Here is a 19,466-nt window from a genome sequence, read left to right as displayed (position 1 = left end):
TTCGCTTAAAGAACCTTTCCCGGATTGAGTATGCCGGCGGGATCCATGCTGTCCTTGAGCTGGCGCAGCAGGGCAAGTTCGTTCCCGTTGCGGGTATAGGCAAGCCACGGCTTCTTGTGCAGACCGATGCCATGTTCCGCCGAAACAGAACCCGAATAGGCGCGCACGATTTCGTAGACGATGGTTTCGATACCGTGCCCGGTTGGATCGATCCCCGCAATGGAACCCGCGACAAGGTGAATGTTGCTGTCGCCGGCATGACCGAAGAACAGCAGCGGAAGGGTGGGATAAGCGTCTTGCAGGGCGGAACGGATGTCCTCAACACAGTCGCCGATGCGACTCAGCGGAACGGAAACGTCGAAATTGATGGTAGGCGTGCGGCGTGACAGCAGTTCCGCGATGCCGTCGCGCAACGCCCAGAAGGCTTCCGTTTCCCGCTGCGACTGAGCCACCGCCGCGTCTATGACATCACCTGCTTCGAAAGCGCCTTCCAGCATGGCTTCGAAGGAAGAACGGTCCGCATCTGGATCGGCGCCTTGCATCTCGATCAGGGCGTAAAGCGGATGCTCCTCTCCCAGCGGCGGCCGCAACGCCGTTTCCGCCAGAACCGAGGCGTAATAATCGTTCCACATCAGTTCAAAAGCGCTGACGCGGCCCGAAAGCGCTTTCTGGGCATGTTGGAGCAACCGGGCGGCCGCTTCGAAACCAGGAAGCGCCACAAGCGCCGCATTGGCTCCAGCGACGCCCGGATGCATCCTGAGCACAGCACGGGTGATAACGCCAAGCGTCCCTTCCGAACCGATGAAGAGATGTTTCATATCCAGCGCCGCATTGTTCTTGGGCATCCGGTTCATCATGGAAAGCACCGTTCCGTCGGCCAGAACCACCTCAAGGCCAAGAACGAGATCGCGCATCATGCCATAGCGGATGACGCGGTTGCCGCCCGCATTCGTGGCGATGTTTCCGCCAATCTGGCATGAACCCCGCGCCCCGAGATCGAGCGGGAAGAAGAAGCCCACCGAGGCAGCAGCTTCCTGGATTCGTTGCAGGATGCAGCCTGCACCCACCACCATGAGCCCGGAAACTGGGTCGATTTCCTCGATCCTGTCAAGCGCGGCAAGCGACAGGAGGATGCATCCTTCAGAGGGCACGGCGCCGCCGGCAAGCCCCGTCATTCCGCCCTGTGGAACGACTCCGACGCCGTGGGCGTGGCAGGCGGCTATGACCGCCGAAGCGGCCTTCGTGTCGCGCGGGATCGCGAGAGCGAGCGGGGTTCCCCCGCGCTCCGTGCTCCAGTCCCGCAGGGCGGCCAGGGGAAGATCGGCTCCTGTCTTGAGCGATCCTGCGCCGACGGCGCTTTCCAGTGCAGACAGAAGTCTGGCGTTGATCATTTCGGTTGTCATGGTTTCCTCTCAGAGACACGGTGCGATCAGTTACCCAAAACTTCTCATATATTGCAAACTAATTTTAATATTTGACATGATTGCATTGTTTTGCATATTTGCACGCTGAGGATTGCTTGGAGCGTGATCCGGTTTCGTCCGCAGCACGGGCGTTACAACCGATCAACGGGAGACCCCGCGGTCTCCACTAACGGGAGGAAATTATGCTTGTTATGAAAGCTGCGCGCAGCCTGCGTGCTGGCGTGCTTGCCATTGCCGTCACCGCAACCGGCTTCGCCGGAGTCGCCAAGGCGGATCCAGAAGTTCTGCTGCGCTCGGCGCACGCATCGGCAGTGACCAGCACCGGCCACAAGGCGTTAGAGTTCCTGGACAAGGAACTGCGTGAAAAGACCGGCGGCCGCATCGGCCTTGAGATATTCCCTGGCGCGCAGCTGGGCGGCGAGCGTGAACTCATCGAAAACATTCAGCTCGGTAATGTCGACCTGGTGTTCGTCTCGTCCGCACCTCTCGCGTCCTTCAATCCGCAGTTCTTCGCCTTCGATATTCCGTTCCTCTTCAGGGATCGTCCGCAGGCCTATTCCGTTCTCGATGGCCAGATCGGCCAGGAACTGCTCGCCTCTCTCGATAGCGTCGGCATCAAAGGGCTGGCGTATTGGGAGAACGGCTTCCGTCAGTTGACCAATTCCAGGAAGGAAATCCGCACGCCGGACGAGCTTTCCGGGATGAAGATGCGCACGATGGAAAACGAAGTTCATATCGCCGCATGGCGCGCCGAAGGTGCGAACCCCGCGCCTCTGGCCTTCAATGAACTTTTCACAGCCCTTCAGCAGGGCACGTTCGATGCCCAGGAAGGGCCGATCAACCTTTTCTACGACATGAAGTTCAACGAGGTGCAGAAATACATCTCCAAGACCAATCACATCTATTCGCCCTGGCCGCTGCTGGCCAATCCGGACAGGCTCTCCAGCCTCAGCGCGGAGGATCGCGTCATCTTCGATACGGCGGTCAAGAACACGACGGCCTATCAGCGTGACCTCGCCAGGGATGCCGACGACAAGGCGGAAGCCGCGATGACCGACGTCAAGATCACAACGCTGACGGCCGACGAGCTTCAGGCGTTCAAGGATCGCGCTGCTCCGATCGCCGATCTCGTCCGGGAGAAGGCGGGCAAGGAACTGGTCGACCGCCTTCTGGCCGAGACCTCGAACTGAAACAATCACCGGGGCGTGACCCGGCAAAGGCCGGGCCATGCCTTTCCAATCAGCTCCCGTAATTGTTGACGGCTTCCGCCGCGGATGCCGGAGGGTGTTTCATGCTGAAATTTCTTGACGAACACTTCGAGGAAGCCTTCATCGTTTTCCTGATGGCCGCCATGTCCGCGCTGATCGGGACGCAGATTTTCATGCGCTACGTCATGCAGTCATCCCTGTCCTGGTCCGAGGAGCTGGCGCGCTATTTCTTCATCTGGATGACCTATCTCGGCATCGCCTATGCCGTGCGCAAGGACGCCCACATCCGCGTCACGATGGGCGTGGAACTTCTTTCGCACCGCTGGCAGATCGCGGTGCGCATCCTCACGCACATCATTTTCGCCGCCTTCGCCTTCTTCGTGATGTACCAAGGTTGGTTCCTCGTCGAGAAGACCTTGCGGTTCGGGCAGAAGTCCGCCTCGCTCGGCATTCCCATGGGCATCATCTACGTCGCGCCCTTGACCGGATTTGCTCTGACCGGCGTGCGTCTCGTTCAGGCCATCCTGCTTGACGCGCGCCTGCTCGGAAAAGGAGCCGCGGCATGATATCGTTGACCCTCTTCGGCCTCCTCGCCTTTCTTCTTCTCATCAGCGTGCCGATCGCGGTGGCCCTTGGCATAGCCTCCACCGTGGCGCTTCTGGTTTCGGGCAAGGTTTCGGCCTCGTATGTGCCGCAGGGACTGGTGACGTCGATCGACAGCTTCCCGCTGATGGCGGTGCCGTTCTTCATTCTGGCCGGCGACCTCATGGGCCATGGCGGCCTGTCGAAGCGGCTTGTCGATGTGGGCCGCATGTTCTTCGGCCGCTATACCGGCGGGCTTGCCATCATCGCGGTGGTGACATGCATCTTCTTCGCCGCCATTTCCGGTTCCGGCCCGGCAACAGTGGCCGCGGTCGGCTCGATCCTGCTGCCGGCCATGGCGCGTGACGGCTACAGACCGTCCTTCTCCTCCGGGCTTATCTCCTGCGCCGGTTCGCTGGGCGTGATCATTCCGCCATCGATCCCCATGGTGATCTACGCGACATCCGCGAATGTCTCCGTTTCCAAGATGTTCATGGGCGGCGTGATCCCCGGCCTGCTGATCGGCTTCGCGCTGATCGGCTATGCCTGGTGGCAGTCGAAGCGCGACGGGCAGAAGCCGGAGACGCATCGGCCATCCAGCCGCGAAGTGCTGGCCGTCCTCAACGATGCCAAATGGGCGCTGATCGTGCCGGTCATCATTCTGGGTGGTATTTACGGCGGGATTTTCACGCCCACGGAAGCCGCCGCCGTCGGGGTGATCTATGGCTTCTTCGTCGGCGCCTTCGTCTATCGTGAGCTGAAGCTCTCCGACCTTTACAAGGTTTTTGCCGGCTCGGCGCTCACCAGCGCCTCGATCATGCTCATCGTTGGCACCGCGACGATCTTCGGGCGGGCGCTCGCCATCGAGGGCGTGCCGGTCATGATCGCGAATGCGATCACTAGCCACGTCAGTCAGGCATGGATGCTGCTGATCGCCATCAACCTGCTGCTTCTGGTGGTCGGAACCTTCATGGAAACCATTGCCGCGATCATCATCCTTACGCCTATCCTGTTGCCGCTGGTCACCGCCCTCGGCATCAACGCGGAACATTTCGGCATCGTGATGATCGTCAACCTTGCCATCGGCATGGTGACGCCACCGGTCGGCGTGAACCTCTTCGTTGCGTCCCGCGTCTCGGGCGAACCGTTGGAAAGTGTGGTGAGAGGGGCTATCGCCCCCATGATGTTGATGATCATCGTACTCTTCATCATCACATTCATACCAGCGCTGTCCCTGGCCTTGCCAGCCATCTTCGGCATGTAACCAAAAGGATAAAAGCATGAGCAAGGTCAAATGCGCCATCATCGGGTCGGGCAATATCGGCTCGGATCTGATGGTTAAGGTGATGCGGACGTCGCGGCATATCGAAATGGGTGCGATGGTTGGCATAGACCCCGCCTCGGACGGGTTGGCGCGGGCGAAACGTCTTGGCGTGGCGACGACGCACGAGGGTATCGATGGGTTGCTTAGGCTGCCGGAATACGGTGACATTCAGGTGGTGTTCGACGCGACGTCGGCCGGGGCGCATCATCGCAACAACGAGATCCTCCAGCGCGACGGCAAGAAGGTCATCGACCTGACGCCCGCGGCCATCGGTCCCTTCACCATTCCGGCCATCAATGGCGATGCCAATCTGGACGAACCGAACGTCAACATGGTGACCTGCGGCGGGCAGGCCACCATTCCCATGGTGCATGCCGTGGCGCGTGTCTCGAAGCGCACCGTCTATGGCGAGATCGTCGCCTCGATCTCCTCGAAATCCGCCGGTCCCGGCACGCGCGCCAATATCGACGAGTTCACCGAGACGACCTCAAGGGCCATCGAGCTTCTGGGCGGGGCCGAGCGCGGCAAGGCGATCATCATCCTGAACCCCGCCGAGCCGCCGATGATCATGCGCGATACCGTGTTCGTGCTTTCGCAGGGGGCGCAACCGGAGGCGATCGAGAAATCCATCGCCGACATGGTGAAAGCCGTGCAGGCTTACGTGCCCGGCTACCGGCTGAAGCAGAAGGTACAGTTCGAGGCGATCGGCGACAATGCGCCGGTGCGCGTGCCGGGCATCGGCCCGGCGACGGGGCTTAAGACGACCGTCTTCCTCGAAGTGGAGGGAGCGGCCCATTATCTTCCGGCCTATGCCGGCAATCTCGACATCATGACCTCCGCCGCCCTCGTCAGCGCCGACCGCTGGGCCGCGCAGGTTCTCGCCAGGGAGGCCGCCGAATGACCCGTCCGAATCCGAACAGGCTCTATGTGCAGGATGTGACGCTGCGTGATGGCATGCACGCCGTCCGCCATCGGTACAGCCTTGACACCGTGAGGAAGATCGCCGGCGCGCTCGACGCCGCCAAGGTGGACGCCATCGAGATCACCCATGGCGACGGGCTTTCCGGCTCCACCTTCAATTACGGCTTCGGCCGTCATGACGACGTGGAATGGATCGCCGCCGTGGCGGAGGTGTGCAGCCACGCAGCGGTGACCGTGCTGCTCTTGCCGGGCATCGGCACGGTGCACGATCTGAAGCAGGCTTACGATGCGGGCGCGCGCTCGGTGCGCATCGCCACGCATTGCACCGAGGCCGATGTTTCCCGCCAGCATATCGAGGCGGCGCGGTCGCTCGGCATGGATACGGTCGGCTTCTTGATGATGGCGCATATGGCCGAGCCGCAGACGCTTCTGCAACAGGCACGGCTGATGGAGGCCTACGGCGCGGAATGCGTCTATGTCACGGATTCCGCCGGTGCGCTCCTGCCCGGCCAATATGGCGAGCGGGTGAAGCTTCTGCGCGAGGGGCTGAAGCCGGAAACGGAGATCGGCGTCCATACCCACCACAATCTCACGCTCGGCATTGCCAATGCGGTGGCGGGCATCGAAGCGGGGGCGGTGCGGGTCGATGCCTCGCTGGCGGGCATGGGCGCCGGTGCGGGCAATGCGCCGCTGGAAGCGCTGATCGCGGTCTTGAACCGCATGGGGATCGAAACGGGCTGCGACCTCTACCGCCTGATGGACGCCGCCGACGACCTGGTGCGCCCGCTTCAGGACCGGCCAGTGCGGGTTGACCGCGAAAGCCTGTCGCTCGGCTATGCCGGGGTCTATTCGAGCTTCCTGCGCCATGCCGAAAACGCCGCGAAGCTCTACGGCGTGGACGCCCGCGAAGTCCTTATCGAACTCGGCACCCGCCGCATGATCGGCGGACAGGAAGACATGATCATCGACGTCGCACTCGATCTCGCCGCCAAAAAAATCGCCTGAATCAGGCGGGAGGCGACAGCGCTGGCTTCAAGGCTGGCGCTGTCTCCTATTTGAATGATCAATCAACTACCTGGGTGCCGATGTATCGTGTCTGGAACTATATCGCCGATTATTCACTGCTGCTGATCAGCGGCGCGGTGATCGCTTTGGTCTGGGCCAATGTCGCGCCTGACAGCTATCATGCCCTGGTGCATTTTCCGTTGTGGACCGGCGGCCCGATCGGGGCGCTGGAAATCCACGAAGGCTTGCCGCAGCGGGTCATGACCCTGCATTTTCTGTTCAACGACGTGCTGATGGCTTTCTTCTTCGCCATCGCCGCCAAGGAAGTCTGGGAAGCGGTGGCGTTGCACGACGGCTCGCTGCGCGGGCGTAAGGCGCTGACGCCGCTGATCGCGACGGTCGGCGGCATGATCGGCCCGGTTGTCGTCTATCTATGTCTCGCTCTGGCTCTCGGCGTACTTGACGAGGTTTCCCGAGGCTGGGCTATCCCTACGGCCACCGATATAGCGTTTTCCTATCTCGTGGGGCGGGTGGTCTTCGGCGCGCGCCATCCCGCCATTGGCTTCCTCCTTCTTCTAGCCATCGCCGACGATGCCGGGGGGCTTGCCATTCTCGCCATCTTCTATCCCTCGGGCGAGGTGGCGCCAGCTTGGCTCCTGCTCTCGCTCGCCGCGGCGCTTTCGGTGTACTTCCTCACTAATGTGCTGCCGCGCCGGCTCGACCGGGGAAATCAGGCCCGGCCCTACTCCACCTGGGTGCGCAAAGTTCTTGGCTTCTGGCCCTGGGCGCTCGCGGGCGCGGTGAGCTGGTACGGTTTCCAGATGGCGGGGCTGCATCCGGCGCTGGGCCTATTGCCCATCGTGCCAACCATTCCGCATGCAGAACGGGAGTTCGGCGTTTTCGCCGATGAGGAGCGCTTTCAAACCGACCTACTTAACGTCATCGAGCATGGCCTCAAGGTGCCAGTGCAGTTCGTGCTGTTCGGCTTCGGGCTGCTGAATGCCGGGGTCGAGTTCTCGGCGATTTCCGAACCGACCTGGCTGGTTCTTGTCGGACTCATCATCGGCAAGCCGCTCGGCATTACCCTGTTCGGCTGGCTCGCTGCCTATCCATTGCGCCTCGGCTTGCCTGCGGGCATGGCGTTGCGCGACCTGCCGGTCGTTGGCTGTGTCGCCGCCATCGGCTTCACCGTCGCGCTGTTCGTGGCCTCAGTCGCCTTTCCGGGCGGTCCCATTCAGGACGCCGCCAAGATGGGAGCGTTGTTCAGCCTCGGCAGCGCCTTCATTGCGATTACCGCCGGGCGTATCTTTGGAGTGCGGCGGAGTGTGTAGATATCACGTCATCATGGTGACCTGCTCCCCTGATTGTCCGCGTTTATAAGTTAGCTCTGTCCAGGCTCTGGTCCTGTCTGGAGGGGGTTGCAAACTCATAAGGGGTCAAGCTGTCCAGGCTCGTATGCGGGCGGGTTCAGGTTATAGGCGTTTCTCCAGTCCTCGATAATCGCCCGCGCATGGCGGTAGTTGGTGATGAGGTACTCGTTGAAGCATTTATCGCGCAGCCGTCTATTGAAGCTCCCTACGAAGCCATTCTGCGTCGGCTTGCCTGGCGCGAGGTAATGCCACTCGACAGCATGGTCCTGCTGCCATTTGAGGATAGCGTTCGAGGTTAGCTCCGTTCCGTTGTCCGAGACGATCATACAGAGGTGCCCGTGCGGAGTGCGATCCTGTCCGGTTCACGGCCGACTCACTCGCCGGACACAGAGGCAATCTGTCGCTACAACACCCCCCCTCTAAACGTGCTGTCCGGCCTAAAGCCACGGTTAGCCCTTGCAACCCCCACCAGAATCCATCCCGCTGCAAACGCCGTTTTGTGAAGTAATGGGGAGAGAGCGCAGTATATTTGACGACACCGTTTACCGAGACGATGATCGCGCCAACTCGGACCAATGGCCTTGAGGACGGCGTGGACACCTGCCAGCAGGGTGTCACCGCTATTCCCTGCCAGCGCGTGCCTTCCCCTCCAGATGCCGCTTGATGCGGAACGGCCTGACGTCGGGGTCGTACTTTTCCGCCAGCGCGTCGAACACGGCCTCGCTCTCTCGGGGATCGAAGCCTTGGAGCACCAGTTCGGCGACGATCTCATCGCAAAGCAGGCCGAGTATCTCGTCGCGCTTGCGCTTTTGCTTCGCCGTCACGATCATCTGCCACAACAGCGTGCGGGCGATGTCGTCCCGCGTCGGCCGTCTTTGCGCCCGGGCATCGTCCCTCACCTTCTGCTGCCTGACCCTTTGCTCGGCATTCCGCTGTCGTATCGATTTCCTGGCCATGCGCCTGTCTCCTCTGTTGGAGACCCAGCGTCGCCGCCGGCGATGCAAGCGACAAACGAGGTTTGCGGAGCACATTCCTCTCGCCTGCAAACGCCGCTTTCCGCAAACGTGGTTTGCACCTGAATCGCGGTTTCGCAGTCCAGCAATGCGGATTTCCTGGCAGGAATCGCGTCAGGATAAATTGAGATGATGTGTCTCAAGGTGCCCGCAACCCGACCCAGATCGCCCCAAATCAACCTGATGCAGTTCGACATGCCGACACGGCGCAATACCGCGCCCGCACATCGATCCACTTTGCAGACAAGGTTTCCTGGCTCAGACTGCCGTGTCCTTCGCACCGCCGATCATTTCCCGCAACTCGTCACCCGACACGATCCCGACCGCGGCGAGGCGCCTTGCGATGTCATGATGCCGCTCCCGGTGCTCCTCCAGCAGTCGCCTTGCGATGGCCTCGGCGGCAAGGAGCCGCGTATGGACCCGCCCGGCAAGGTCGCGATCGAGGGCCAGCTCGTTCATCGCCGCGTTGGGCGGACGGTAGAGCAGCGGTTGATGGCCGGAGAAGCCGAGCCGCGTCTCCGCAGCGAGCGCCATGTCCGTCGCCCGCGCCAGATCGCTCTCATCTGCACCGCCAGCCCCCGCAAGCGTTTCCCCGAACAGCAACAGCTCCGCCGCCCGCCCGGCGAGGATCGCGGCCATCGCGTTCATCAGCCAGGCCTCATTCTGCGGCAAGCGATCGTTGGCAACGGTTGCGACCATGCCAAGGCCGTGGAGGCCGATGCTCGCAGCCTTCACCTCCGCAATGCCGGTCAACGTGTAGACCAGCGCATGTCCCGCCTCATGCACGCTCGCCCGCCAGCGCAGATCGTCGGACATCGCCGCCTGCCCATCGCACAGGGCCGTTTCGAGATCGTCCCAGACCATGGTTCGTCCTTCGCGCCGCAGCTTGCGCCGCACTTCGCGAACGAGACGCTCGATATCGGCGCCCGTTCGGCCAAGGGCCAGCAATGCGAGCGGACGCAGACCGTCCGGAGATGGAGAATGACCGGCAGCTTCAGTCATGGCGAGGTCCTTTCTGTGCTTCGGGTTTGTAGAAGGGTTTGCGCCGCACGGGCAGTTCCCCGTTTCTGGCCGGCGGCGGGCGCAGACGTCGTGGTGTGGTTGCGGCAGGTGCGGAAGCCAGCACCGCATCGAGATCGGAGCCGAGATGATGGCCCAGGATACCGACCAGGGCTTCCATATCCGGCATTGGAATCTCGACATGGGTTTCCAGCCGACCGGAACGCAGCAGCGCCGGATCGATCTTCTCGGGCAGATTGGTCGCACCGACGACGATGATGCCTTCAGACTGCGAAGCACCATCCAACAACTCCAGCATGCGGTTGATCAGCGACGCCCAGTAATCGTCGTAGTTCCTGCTACCGGCTCCCTGCCGCCTGCCGATATTGTCGAGCTCGTCGATGAACAGGATGGCCGGCGCTTTCTCCCCGGCGACGGTGAAGGATGCCGACATGCGTTTCAGCACATCGCCGAGATAGCCGGGTTCGAGCCAGCGCGCGACCGATGTCGCCAGCAAGGGAACCTGGAGCGTATTGCAGAGCGCCCGGGCAAAGGTCGTCTTGCCGGTTCCAGGCGGTCCCGACAACAGGAGCTTCGTCGTCATCTCGTCCCACCGAAGAACACCCTTCCGCCAAAGCGCCAGATCGGCCTTCAGATCGAGCGCCCAGTCGCGCGCAGGACCACAGCCGGCAAGCGTCTCGACGGACAGCAGACGATCCTTCGGGGTCGGCGTTCCCGCTGCATCAGCCGTGACCGTATCGCTATCGACCGAGGTGACCGGCTCGATCACGTCGATGCCGACATCCTGCGGCTTCTTCTTTCCGGCATTCCTTTGCGACGTCGTCTCGCTGGCCCGCCCTTTGCCAGACCTTTGCCTGCGGTGTCCGGTCTCCCTACCCTCCTTGTCCTCCTCTTCCTCCGCCGCAGTACGCTCGGCGAGCAGGGCAAGCACCGAGAGCGTCTGCTCGGCCGTCCGTCCCGGACGAACCGCAAGCGCGACGTCGTCGAGCGTGAGGCTTTCCGGATCGAACACGATATCGTCCATGAACACGAGACTTTGCTTCGGGGGAATGCCGCAGCAGACATGCAGCAGCTCCGCGATCATCTCATGATCGATCCCACCGCATTCGAGGACGAGATCGGCGGTCTCGGTGACGACCGGCGTCAGGGCAAACCGCGTCTCGTCGGCAAGGAGGATCGGCGCGGGCTCGTCGAGAAGCGCCTGGCGGAATTGCTTGCGGATGTGCTGGTCGTCCGTGTTCTCGACGGCAATGCCGGACAGCGTCTTCATCTTGCGCCGGATCACCGCGGACTGCTGCTGCCTGTACCGGCCCGACAGAGGATTATCGCGAAGCACGTCTTCGAGTGCCGCCCGGAACGGCAGGATCAGCCCGTCCTCGAGCATCATGCCGAGGCAAAGTTCGAAGCGCGGCACGGGCGCCTTCAACAGGACAAACGGCGCTGAAGGACGCAGCGCCTCGATCAGCGTCGAGATATCCGGAAGACTGGCGCCGACGGCGCGGGCGACCAGCAGCGCGACGGCGGCATGCACGGGATTGGGCGGCGGCAAATGCTCGCGAAGAAGGGCGGCGACATAGGGAAAGCCGATACCGGGCGCGGTACTGGCAGCCACTCCGCCTGCACGGACCCGTCGAGCTTTCCTTCGCCTGCCCTTCGGTTGTTCGTCCGATGCGCCCACGGACCCGCATTCGAATGTCACAACCCCGTCGACCGCATTCTCGTCCGGTACGATGAAGGTAACGGGTTCGTCGGCGCGCTGACGGGGCGGACGGCCCACGCCGATCATCCGTGCGACAGTTGCGCGATCCTGATCCGGATTGCCGGTCAGCACATGCCACGCCTGATCGTTCACCTTCCAGGTCGTCCCTTTCCGCTCCTCGCCGCCGATGAACGCGGAGGCCAGCAATCCCACATCGACCGCGCGCTCATAGAGAGCGAATACGCCGCGGCGGCGAAGGCGTTTCAGGAGATAGCGCGTCATGCGATCCGTCAGCGTTTCCATCATACGGTCTCCTTCATAAGGGACACACAGAACCGACGATTCCCGGCAAGCCAGTCGCGGACCATGCGGCAGGTCGGGTCGCCCTGATTGCAGAGTTCCAGCAACCAGATGCGCAACTGCGGCGGCAGGCTGTCGAGGCATACGCCCTTGCGACGGGCAAACCGGATCGAAGCGCGCACGACCGCGGCGACATGCACGGCATGATCGTCGGACAGGGCGCTGTGCTCACCGGCGGACGCGACAGCAGCAGCAAATGCGGCCGCCCGCGCCTGCAACGACCGCGTTTTCGTCATGGGCAGGGTTCGCGGAATCGGGAAGGGAATGACATTGGAAGTCGATTGCGTCATGACAGACATCTCCTCATCGCCTGTCCAGGGGATCAGGCGTCAAAACAGTTTCAGCAAGGGAAGAAGGTGTGGCCGGTGGCGACTACGGGCCGGCGGCCCGCGGCGCGCGCGCAAAGCCTATCGAGACGGGAAGCCGTGACCGGCCCCGAGTGTCCGATCCGCAGACATCGTCGCCATCGCAATGGAGGGTTGGCGATTTCCGGGCATTGCCGGCGGAAGCACCCTGCCGACGGCTGGCCAGCGCCGCCGACCAGTTCTCCTCGACCCGGTGCTGGAAGAGCTCGCGCAGATGCGCCATGGCCTTGCCGGCTTCGGCAACCTCGAGAAGATGATCGAGATGCGAGAGCGGCCAGACGCCGCCGTCGATATCGGCACGCTGGTTTTCGGCGTTGAGAATGACCACCCGGACCTCTTTCGCACGAAGGCGGCGATGTTCCTTATAGAGAAGGTCCGGGACGACCAGCGCCGCCGCCAACATGCGGTTCTTCAGTTCGACGATCCGGGCCAACTCGTAGGAGCCGAGGCTCCGTTTGACGTCGACCAGATGCGCGACCTCGGTCCTGCGGTTCAGGATCAGCAGGTCGGGCGTATACGACTTGCGCCCACCGCTGTCTGCGTCGAGGCTGAGCGAGCGGTACAATGAGGGATCGTTCATCTCGACCAGTTCGCTGGCCGCTCTGGTGACCGGCAGCCGCAGATTCTGCGTCAGCACGACGAGGTCCGGATTGCGGCCGGCGATGAGGGCGATGCCGCGCTCCAGCAATTTTCCTTCGGCCGCCGGCACGGCGCGCAGCAGGGTGGTCACTTCCGTCATGCCGGCATCGAGCGCCTGGCCGAGCGTATCGCGCGACAGGCCGGACGCGACGATCTCGTCGACGAGGGCCTCAAGGGACGGCAGCAGGACCGCGAGATCGGCGGCGTGGGGATAGACCGGCGCCGTTGCGCCATCGGTAGTGTTCGGATTCATCTTCTCTCTCCTGTCGGGATCAGGATCGCCAGCCCTGCGAACGGCGGACACAGGTCCGCGCATGCGGAAACGATTTCCGCATCGGGCGTCGCAGAACGGACGATCGATTGCGGTCAGTCGCGGATGTGCGACGTCGGCGCGAGACGGCGGGTTTCGACAGGAGAACGGAGAGAAGATGCTTCCACGCGGGAAGCGAAGCATTTAAGGGTCGACATAGCCGGTAGCCTTTCGTCAGAAGGTTTCTGGTCAGGCCCTCGTTCGGTGTTGGTAGCACCGGCGGGGGCCGCTAAGTGTCTGCAGGGGTTTCGGTTTCCGCGGACCTGACTGGCATAGCCCGGAGATTCTGTTCCGGCAAGCCGGCGGAACACATCCGGAACAGACAGAGCTCCGGTATGGTTAACGCCGCACGCGGAACGCCTTGCGAATGACCGGGTGCCGGCCGTGCCGTGCGTAGCGGGCACCCCTTCCGCATCGTCGGCAAGCCAGGCTCCACCAAGCGGTGCGATCACACCGCCAGCCATCATCCGATCAGAAAGACTGAGGGCTCGACTGACGTGGTCGGCGAGCGCCTGCACCTGCTTCTTCGCCTGACCTTCGCCCTCTTCGCTGACCACGCCTCTGCCGTCCTCGGAGATTTACTGAGAGAAACACTCCCGGTTTCCGATGTTTTGCTCTGTTCACGCGATACTGTACTACTCATCTTCATTCCTTCTGGTTCAGCAGCCACATGCTGCAACATCAATGGTTCGGCAGGAATTCGAGCCTGTCAACGATAAAATCATTGTCAACATTGAGTTTTTTCTCATCACCCTTCAAGCGGCCGGCAATCCAGGCGTTCGTGGCACTCTCATGCCCTGCAAATAAAGGATTCCACATCGCTCCTGCGACCTAATATAAAAATAGTCGCATCAGGGGGTTGTGCTTGATCATATTTGAGGTTCTCATTTCTATATAGCAACAAGTACGGAGTAGCTAAATGACATCAATAATAACGTCGAACCTCCCGGCCGAGTTCGAGCAGGCATGCAGGATCAGCAAGGAGCAGAAGGTCGAATATTACGGGAAGCTGCTCGCCACGAACTCAGGCAATCACGGGGGACATGGAATATGATCATCGAGCACCATCACAACGAATATTGCGACGAGGATGTCGTCTACATCTGGATTGACGAGGCCCTGCCGCCTGATTTCGAGCGCCGTCTTCTCATGGAACTTCTCGCCTTGGCGGACCCGCACCGGTTCGGTTCGAGAGATGCTTCGGGGCGAAGGGACGAAAGCACTTACGCTGTCATAGAGGAGGAACTGCAAAGGGCGGCATACAATCGTGGAAGAGTTATCAGTTTCGATGAGGGGTACAGGTTCGACTATGTAGCCGGCTACCGCATCAAGGTGGAATATCTACCGTTCGGGCGGACCATTCTTGAAGGCAGCTGCCACATTCGTCGACGCAATCCCGGCATGCCGCGGGTCTTCTCGGCAGACTTCGATGGCATGTACGGCGATGGCGCGCTTGCTGGGGTGATAGAGCGGGCGCTTGTGGTTCAATAGATGCTGACACTGGATACACCTGACTTCCCGAACGCATTCGATGACGCGCTGAAGGCCAGGGCGAAGAGCAAGCTTTCCTATCGAGGCAAACTGCTGCTGCCGGGCGAGGACGCCGCAATCGTGGTCACGTCTGATACCCTCTATACCTACCTGAACGGGGAGCCTGTATCGGCGGACCATCCGCTGGCGATGAAGGCGGCGGATTTCGAAGCGGAGATCCGGCAGGCGACCGAACGCGATCTTGTCCGCCATCGGGAGATCGTCATCGTCGGCCGCTGGCACGTCAGCGATCGCGACGCGAAGGACTTCGAGCCCTACGTCACCCGCAAGATTGGCCGCAACGGCGCCATGCGCAGCTGTCGGTACACGTACCGGATTTTCCCGTGCGACGATCTTGCCTCGGGGGACGGCCACTTCATCAGCTTCGACAGAAAGACGGACGGCACGTCGGCATACAAGACCCTCACCGCGTTCGCGAGGCAGATCACCGCTCCCGAGGGCCTTAGCGAACGCGCCATCCTGGCACTCGACCTGCCGAGGGGCGTTGTCTGGTGTCCGGCGACCGGCGCGGGTTGCCCGATCCTCGTCAGCGAGTGGACCGCGTCGGCCGTGGCAACGCAAGACGAGACATCCGGCAAGCACACTGCTCCCGTCGCCTAAATCTGCCCCTAAACGCAAAAAGGCCCCGCACGATCGCGGGGCCCTTGGATTTGCAGGCGAGCACGGCATCAGGCCGCCCGGCGCTCGACCTGTTCAGGGGTGGCTTCTTCATCGACGTCTTCGATCCCGCCAGGCAACGGCTCACCGTGGACGACGAAGCGCAACAACGGCACGACCTCGTTCTGAAGCCAGGGGACGAAGTCGTCGCGGCCCGGCCAGCTCTCGGCTCCGCCCATGCGGTGGAGCAACTTCTGGACCTCGCGCCAGACAGTGCCTTCCGGAAGCCTGGCCGGCCGCCAGTTGTCGATCCTCACCATTTGAGGCTGAAGCGGCGCGGCGATGCTGTTGATGAGATCGTGCGCATGCCGGCAGTCATGAACGATCTTCTCCTGAAGCGCGCCCTTCCGGACGGCGCGCCTGGCGGCAAGCGGCTCCAGCGCCTTCTCGACTTGTTCGAGCACCGCCGACGTCAGCTGGCCGAACTGAACGGCGTCCTGATCGATCTTCCACTCCGCGACCTTGCGAAGTCCGGCCGGGCCTCCTGCATTGAGGATGGCCGCATCGCTCTTGCGCTTCGGTTTCGTGCCGAGCATCTCCCTGACGTCCTTGACCTTGATGCGCTCGCCATCAGCCATCCGCGCGATGACGGCTTCGATCTGTGCGGGCTCGCACTTGGCCAGCTCGAACATCACCGTCGGCAGGACCGCGTGCATGAGAAGAGCTTCGCGGTAGGTCGCGAGCCGCTCATGGATCGAGATGTAGTTCCAGGCCGAGCGGACGGTATAGTCCGTGAAGACCTTGAGGCACCTGCCGAAGCCCCTTTCCGGGACGAGCGCCTTGATCTCGGCAAAGCAGGCGCCGAGCTCGAAGGCGTGATGCGTGGAATCCCGGTTGAGCGCGACGATCTTCTCCAACGCGCGCCGGAGCGCGTTGTCCGTTTCTGGCGCGAGGTCGCCTGCCGCGGTCGCAGCCCCGGCCGCAGGCTTACCCTTCCCCTTCTTCTGGTTGTGACCCTTCAGCTTGATGACGGTACTCATGTATGACTTTCTCCTCTGGTTCAGCACACTTGCTGTACCTCAATGATCGCCTGAGCCGACCAGCCTGTCAAATCAACGATGCATACAAGCCATTGATTACAAATATCTTTTATTGATTTCATTAGGGTTTTTGGAGCGCAGATTCGCTTCAGAATGCCTAAACTGCGACAAGTTGACGCATCTTAAATGCATCCCTGCCGCACTCTCCCAAAATACAATCAATGATTGATTTTCCAACCGCCCGCAGTCACGATCCGGCAATTATTTCCGCGTCGGACGTCTTTCGCCAGAACCGATACATCGGGACGCGGATTTGCTCCCAGTCTGTCCTTTTGGCTCTTCCAGATGCCATTCGCGCGTTAACCATCCGTTTACCGGAAGCGAACGTGGCATTTGCGTTTTCGCCGCCGCCGGCTATGTGTTGCGGCACGGACGATGTCGTGCCGAGCGTGTCAAAGCGCGAAGGTCCCGACCCGTCTTCCCCGAGAATGCCCGAGTACAAACATTGTTGTTTTGTGGCACTAGAGGAGAAGACGCATGTCCGCAATTTCGAACAATCCGGATTTCATGGCGCTCATGAAGAGCCATATCGCATGGCTTGCCAGTTGCGAAGACGTCTTCGGACCGGTGAGCGCCCTGCACCGCTACGGCCGGTTTCATACGACCGATGCACCTCCTCCTGAATGGCTGGTACTCGGCCCGCCGCAGCAATGCCACGCCAATAGCAGTCGGCAGCTCCTCTCCCGTATTATGACGGGTGACCACACGATCCATTATGCCGAGGGATTCGCGGTTAACCTCGCCAACAATCCGGTTCTTTTCGAACACGCCTGGCTCGTCAACGGCGATACCGTCATCGACCCCACCCTCGCCAATCCGCGCGACCACCTCTATTTCGGGATCGCCTTCGACACGCCGTTCGTCATGGAGGCGCTGCGACGCACGGGCAGATACGACGGCATTCTCACCGACCGCGTTTCGATGCGCCGGCTCTACGGTACGCCCGAGCTCTTCGAACAGGGGCTCCGGACCCCGCAGAGAGATGATATGCCTGCGGCCTGACCGCGGGCAACGCCCTCGCCCGAGTCCTGTTCCACCAATTTTCCGAGTCAGCCCATGCCGAAGAACGTCATCTTTTATGCCCGCTATTCGACGGACCGTCAGGACGAGCAGTCGATCGAGACACAGATCGAGCTCGGCCGCGCGCTTGCCGCCGAGCGCGGCTGGAACCTGGTCGAGATCTACGAGGACCGCGCCATCAGCGGCACGAAGCTGAAGTCGCGCCCCGGTATCCAGCAGGTGCTGCGCCGGATCAGGCAGCGGGACATCGACATCCTGCTCTGCGTCTCCGTCGATCGCATCTCGCGTGACATGGAGCACAGCAGCGGGATCTTGAAGCAACTGCGCCATTACCGCGTGGAACTTTGGACCGTACAGGCCAAGGCGCCCGTCGCCGACATCGAACTCGGCCTGCGCTCGATCATCTCGCACGACATGATCGAGCAGACCCGCTACCGGACGCGCGAAGGAATGAAGACGACGGTGCGCAAGGGCAAGGCCGCCGGCGGCATCGCCTACGGCTACCGCATCAAGCTCGAATACGATGCGAAGGGCGATCGCATCCCCGGCCTGCGCGAGATCAACGAGGAGGAGGCGGAGATCGTCCGCTGGATTTACCAGCAATATGTCCTCGGTCGCTCCCCGAAGGAGCTCGCCGTCGAGCTCAACAACCGCGTGCCGCCCGTGCCCGGCCCCAAGGGCGCCAAATGGCGCGACACGGCGATCCGCGGCCGTCGCGACCTCGGGGCCGGCATCCTGAACAACGAGACCTATATCGGCCGGATCGTCTATAATCGACGCCGTTTCGACAAGAACCCGGAGACGGAGACCCGTGAGGCGCGGCTTAACGACCAGAGCGAATGGGTTGTCGGCGAGGCACCCGAACTCAGGATCGTCGACGACGCGCTGTGGACCAGGGTCAAACAGCGCCAGATCGAGGTCGGAGAGAACTTCGACCACACCACGACCAACAAGCTCAACCGGGCGCACCGCCCGCAATATGTGCTGAGCGGGCTACTCGAATGCGCCCATTGCGCCGGCCCGTACGCCATCATGGCGAAGGACCGCTACGGCTGCACGAACCGGCAGAAGAAGCTGCCCATCGAGCATCTCGGTGACATCGTCTGCACCAACTCCAAGACGATCGCCCGCAAGGAACTCGAGCAGCGCGTCCTCGACGCCATTCCCGACAACCTGCTTTCCGCCGAGAAGATGACCTCGATCCAAGACCGGGTGAACAGGGAGATCGCCGCGAGCCTTAAGGTCAGCCAGCAGTCCAGGCAGAAGCTGGAGGCAAACCTGAAGGAGGCCAGCCGCAAGCAGGAGGCCGTCGCCAATCAGATCACCGAGCGCCTGCTTGCCGGCCAGCCGAAGATCGATGCGTTCGACCGCCTGCTCGACGACCTCCAGAAGCAGCGCGATGCGATGGAAGCCGAGCTGAGCCGGTTGTCGACGAGGAGGGATGCCGTGTTCAAGCCCTTCACGATCAACCCGTCGATGTTCAACCAGATCACCAAGGCGCTGACGGCCATCGTGCGCACCGGCAAGTCCGAGCACGACGCGGTGCAGGGGCATTTCAACCTGGTGCGGGAGCTGGTGCAGAAGGTGGTCATCGCCCCCTCCCCCGACGGGAAGTCGGCCGACCTCACGATCCACGGCCGTCTTGCGTCGATCCTCGCCTCGATGAAGGCGTTCCAGGACTACAGCAAGGCGATGCGTGCAGATTTCACAGACGACTACGCCCGCCGTGTGAGGGCGGGCGAGCTGAAGGGACAGAAGGAGAAGCTGGACTTCCAGGCCCGCTTCCGCGCTGTCCTCGCTGAGGAGGAGGCGGACTGGAAGCGGTTACAAGTCTCCGTGGTTGCGGGGGCAGGATTTGAACCTGCGGCCTTCAGGTTATGAGCCTGACGAGCTACCGGGCTGCTCCACCCCGCGTTATAGTTTTTGCATTGCAAAAGGGCCGCTTTGAGGGCGGCCCG

17 protein-coding genes, 1 tRNA gene and 1 pseudogene are annotated in these 19,466 nt (G+C 61.9%); 10 read left to right on the top strand and 9 right to left on the bottom strand.

Translation table 11 applies throughout. The features are described from left to right. Positions 1-5 precede the first annotated feature (5 nt). Entirely contained in the window at positions 6-1,403 is a 1,398-nt protein-coding gene (locus L0976_RS07165) for an FAD-binding oxidoreductase (protein WP_234186711.1), read from the bottom strand. Positions 1,404-1,615: 212 nt separating this feature from the next. On the opposite strand from L0976_RS07165, the gene L0976_RS07160 reads away from it, so the two are divergent. The 6 genes from L0976_RS07160 (at position 1,616) to L0976_RS07135 (ending at position 7,795) form a co-directional block, all read left to right on the top strand. Then, positions 1,616-2,614: a TRAP transporter substrate-binding protein gene (locus tag L0976_RS07160; protein ID WP_234186710.1), complete on the top strand. Its 999-nt coding sequence runs from the start codon at positions 1,616-1,618 to the stop codon at positions 2,612-2,614. Between the two features lie 101 nt (positions 2,615-2,715). Continuing rightward, complete coding sequence (locus L0976_RS07155; protein WP_234186709.1) at positions 2,716-3,198, top strand: TRAP transporter small permease; 483 nt, start codon at positions 2,716-2,718, stop codon at positions 3,196-3,198. Further along, positions 3,195-4,478, top strand: a complete 1,284-nt coding sequence (locus tag L0976_RS07150; RefSeq protein WP_234186708.1) for a TRAP transporter large permease — start codon at positions 3,195-3,197, stop codon at positions 4,476-4,478. The genes L0976_RS07155 and L0976_RS07150 overlap by 4 nt, the downstream gene beginning before the upstream one ends. Before the next feature lie 16 nt (positions 4,479-4,494). After that, positions 4,495-5,439 carry an acetaldehyde dehydrogenase (acetylating) gene (locus L0976_RS07145; protein WP_234186707.1) on the top strand — a complete coding sequence of 315 codons (945 nt, stop codon included), beginning with the start codon at positions 4,495-4,497 and terminating at the stop codon, positions 5,437-5,439. After that, positions 5,436-6,464, top strand: a complete 1,029-nt coding sequence (gene dmpG, locus L0976_RS07140; RefSeq protein WP_234186706.1) for a 4-hydroxy-2-oxovalerate aldolase — start codon at positions 5,436-5,438, stop codon at positions 6,462-6,464. The genes L0976_RS07145 and dmpG overlap by 4 nt, the downstream gene beginning before the upstream one ends. 80 nt (positions 6,465-6,544) lie before the next feature. Next, positions 6,545-7,795, top strand: a complete 1,251-nt coding sequence (locus L0976_RS07135) for a Na+/H+ antiporter NhaA (RefSeq protein WP_234186705.1) — start codon at positions 6,545-6,547, stop codon at positions 7,793-7,795. A 43-nt stretch (positions 7,796-7,838) separates the two neighbouring features. On the opposite strand, the pseudogene L0976_RS07130 reads toward L0976_RS07135, so the two are convergent. From L0976_RS07130 to L0976_RS07105, 6 genes and pseudogenes are all read right to left on the bottom strand, one after another. After that, positions 7,839-8,207 (bottom strand): annotated as a pseudogene (locus tag L0976_RS07130) (integrase core domain-containing protein); the annotation flags it as partial. A gap of 247 nt (positions 8,208-8,454) precedes the next feature. Continuing rightward, positions 8,455-8,790 (bottom strand): hypothetical protein, encoded by a 336-nt coding sequence (locus L0976_RS07125; protein ID WP_234186704.1) that lies wholly within the window; start codon positions 8,788-8,790, stop codon positions 8,455-8,457. 315 nt (positions 8,791-9,105) lie between these two features. After that, complete coding sequence (locus L0976_RS07120) at positions 9,106-9,849, bottom strand: ATP-dependent Zn protease (RefSeq protein WP_234186703.1); 744 nt, start codon at positions 9,847-9,849, stop codon at positions 9,106-9,108. Next, entirely contained in the window at positions 9,842-11,872 is a 2,031-nt protein-coding gene (locus L0976_RS07115; protein ID WP_234186702.1) for an ATP-binding protein, read from the bottom strand. The genes L0976_RS07120 and L0976_RS07115 overlap by 8 nt, the downstream gene beginning before the upstream one ends. Continuing rightward, the gene (locus tag L0976_RS07110) at positions 11,869-12,216 is read right to left on the bottom strand and encodes a hypothetical protein (RefSeq protein WP_234186701.1); all 348 of its coding nucleotides are present in this window, start codon (positions 12,214-12,216) and stop codon (positions 11,869-11,871) included. Before L0976_RS07110 ends, L0976_RS07115 begins: the two co-directional genes overlap by 4 nt. A gap of 82 nt (positions 12,217-12,298) precedes the next feature. After that, positions 12,299-13,183: a hypothetical protein gene (locus L0976_RS07105; RefSeq protein ID WP_234186700.1), complete on the bottom strand. Its 885-nt coding sequence runs from the start codon at positions 13,181-13,183 to the stop codon at positions 12,299-12,301. Positions 13,184-14,290: 1,107 nt separating this feature from the next. On the opposite strand from L0976_RS07105, the gene L0976_RS07100 reads away from it, so the two are divergent. Continuing rightward, positions 14,291-14,731 carry a hypothetical protein gene (locus tag L0976_RS07100; protein WP_234186699.1) on the top strand — a complete coding sequence of 147 codons (441 nt, stop codon included), beginning with the start codon at positions 14,291-14,293 and terminating at the stop codon, positions 14,729-14,731. Continuing rightward, the gene (locus L0976_RS07095; protein ID WP_234186698.1) at positions 14,732-15,391 is read left to right on the top strand and encodes a hypothetical protein; all 660 of its coding nucleotides are present in this window, start codon (positions 14,732-14,734) and stop codon (positions 15,389-15,391) included. A gap of 68 nt (positions 15,392-15,459) precedes the next feature. On the opposite strand, the gene L0976_RS07090 is transcribed toward L0976_RS07095, so the two are convergent. Next, positions 15,460-16,428 (bottom strand): hypothetical protein, encoded by a 969-nt coding sequence (locus L0976_RS07090; RefSeq protein WP_234186697.1) that lies wholly within the window; start codon positions 16,426-16,428, stop codon positions 15,460-15,462. A gap of 537 nt (positions 16,429-16,965) precedes the next feature. Here L0976_RS07090 and L0976_RS07085 point away from each other — a divergent pair. Both L0976_RS07085 and L0976_RS07080 read left to right on the top strand, forming a co-directional pair. Further along, the gene (locus L0976_RS07085; protein WP_234186696.1) at positions 16,966-17,490 is read left to right on the top strand and encodes a hypothetical protein; all 525 of its coding nucleotides are present in this window, start codon (positions 16,966-16,968) and stop codon (positions 17,488-17,490) included. 54 nt (positions 17,491-17,544) lie between these two features. Continuing rightward, complete coding sequence (locus L0976_RS07080) at positions 17,545-19,389, top strand: recombinase family protein (protein ID WP_234187056.1); 1,845 nt, start codon at positions 17,545-17,547, stop codon at positions 19,387-19,389. Here the strand turns inward: L0976_RS07080 and L0976_RS07075 are convergent. After that, positions 19,346-19,422, bottom strand: a tRNA-Met gene (locus L0976_RS07075). The two genes, L0976_RS07080 and L0976_RS07075, sit on opposite strands and share 44 nt — an antisense overlap. Between the last annotated feature and the right edge of the window lie 44 nt (positions 19,423-19,466).

The organism is Shinella sp. NM-101 (assembly GCF_021401195.1).
Lineage (GTDB): Bacteria > Pseudomonadota > Alphaproteobacteria > Rhizobiales > Rhizobiaceae > Shinella.
The sequence above is the reverse complement of the archived record's forward strand: the minus strand, read 5'-3'. Positions and strand labels throughout refer to the sequence as shown.

Excerpts from the sequence above, each read along its gene's own strand:
- L0976_RS07165 (WP_234186711.1), bottom strand. The coding sequence starts at position 1,403 with ATGACAACCGAAATGATCAACGCCAGACTTCTGTCTGCACTGGAAAGC.
- L0976_RS07160 (WP_234186710.1), top strand. The coding sequence starts at position 1,616 with ATGAAAGCTGCGCGCAGCCTGCGTGCTGGCGTGCTTGCCATTGCCGTC.
- L0976_RS07155 (WP_234186709.1), top strand. The coding sequence starts at position 2,716 with ATGCTGAAATTTCTTGACGAACACTTCGAGGAAGCCTTCATCGTTTTC.
- L0976_RS07150 (WP_234186708.1), top strand. The coding sequence starts at position 3,195 with ATGATATCGTTGACCCTCTTCGGCCTCCTCGCCTTTCTTCTTCTCATC.
- L0976_RS07145 (WP_234186707.1), top strand. The coding sequence starts at position 4,495 with ATGAGCAAGGTCAAATGCGCCATCATCGGGTCGGGCAATATCGGCTCG.
- dmpG (WP_234186706.1), top strand. The coding sequence starts at position 5,436 with ATGACCCGTCCGAATCCGAACAGGCTCTATGTGCAGGATGTGACGCTG.
- L0976_RS07135 (WP_234186705.1), top strand. The coding sequence starts at position 6,545 with ATGTATCGTGTCTGGAACTATATCGCCGATTATTCACTGCTGCTGATC.
- L0976_RS07125 (WP_234186704.1), bottom strand. The coding sequence starts at position 8,790 with ATGGCCAGGAAATCGATACGACAGCGGAATGCCGAGCAAAGGGTCAGG.
- L0976_RS07120 (WP_234186703.1), bottom strand. The coding sequence starts at position 9,849 with ATGACTGAAGCTGCCGGTCATTCTCCATCTCCGGACGGTCTGCGTCCG.
- L0976_RS07115 (WP_234186702.1), bottom strand. The coding sequence starts at position 11,872 with ATGATGGAAACGCTGACGGATCGCATGACGCGCTATCTCCTGAAACGC.
- L0976_RS07110 (WP_234186701.1), bottom strand. The coding sequence starts at position 12,216 with ATGACGCAATCGACTTCCAATGTCATTCCCTTCCCGATTCCGCGAACC.
- L0976_RS07105 (WP_234186700.1), bottom strand. The coding sequence starts at position 13,183 with ATGAATCCGAACACTACCGATGGCGCAACGGCGCCGGTCTATCCCCAC.
- L0976_RS07100 (WP_234186699.1), top strand. The coding sequence starts at position 14,291 with ATGATCATCGAGCACCATCACAACGAATATTGCGACGAGGATGTCGTC.
- L0976_RS07095 (WP_234186698.1), top strand. The coding sequence starts at position 14,732 with ATGCTGACACTGGATACACCTGACTTCCCGAACGCATTCGATGACGCG.
- L0976_RS07090 (WP_234186697.1), bottom strand. The coding sequence starts at position 16,428 with ATGAGTACCGTCATCAAGCTGAAGGGTCACAACCAGAAGAAGGGGAAG.
- L0976_RS07085 (WP_234186696.1), top strand. The coding sequence starts at position 16,966 with ATGTCCGCAATTTCGAACAATCCGGATTTCATGGCGCTCATGAAGAGC.
- L0976_RS07080 (WP_234187056.1), top strand. The coding sequence starts at position 17,545 with ATGCCGAAGAACGTCATCTTTTATGCCCGCTATTCGACGGACCGTCAG.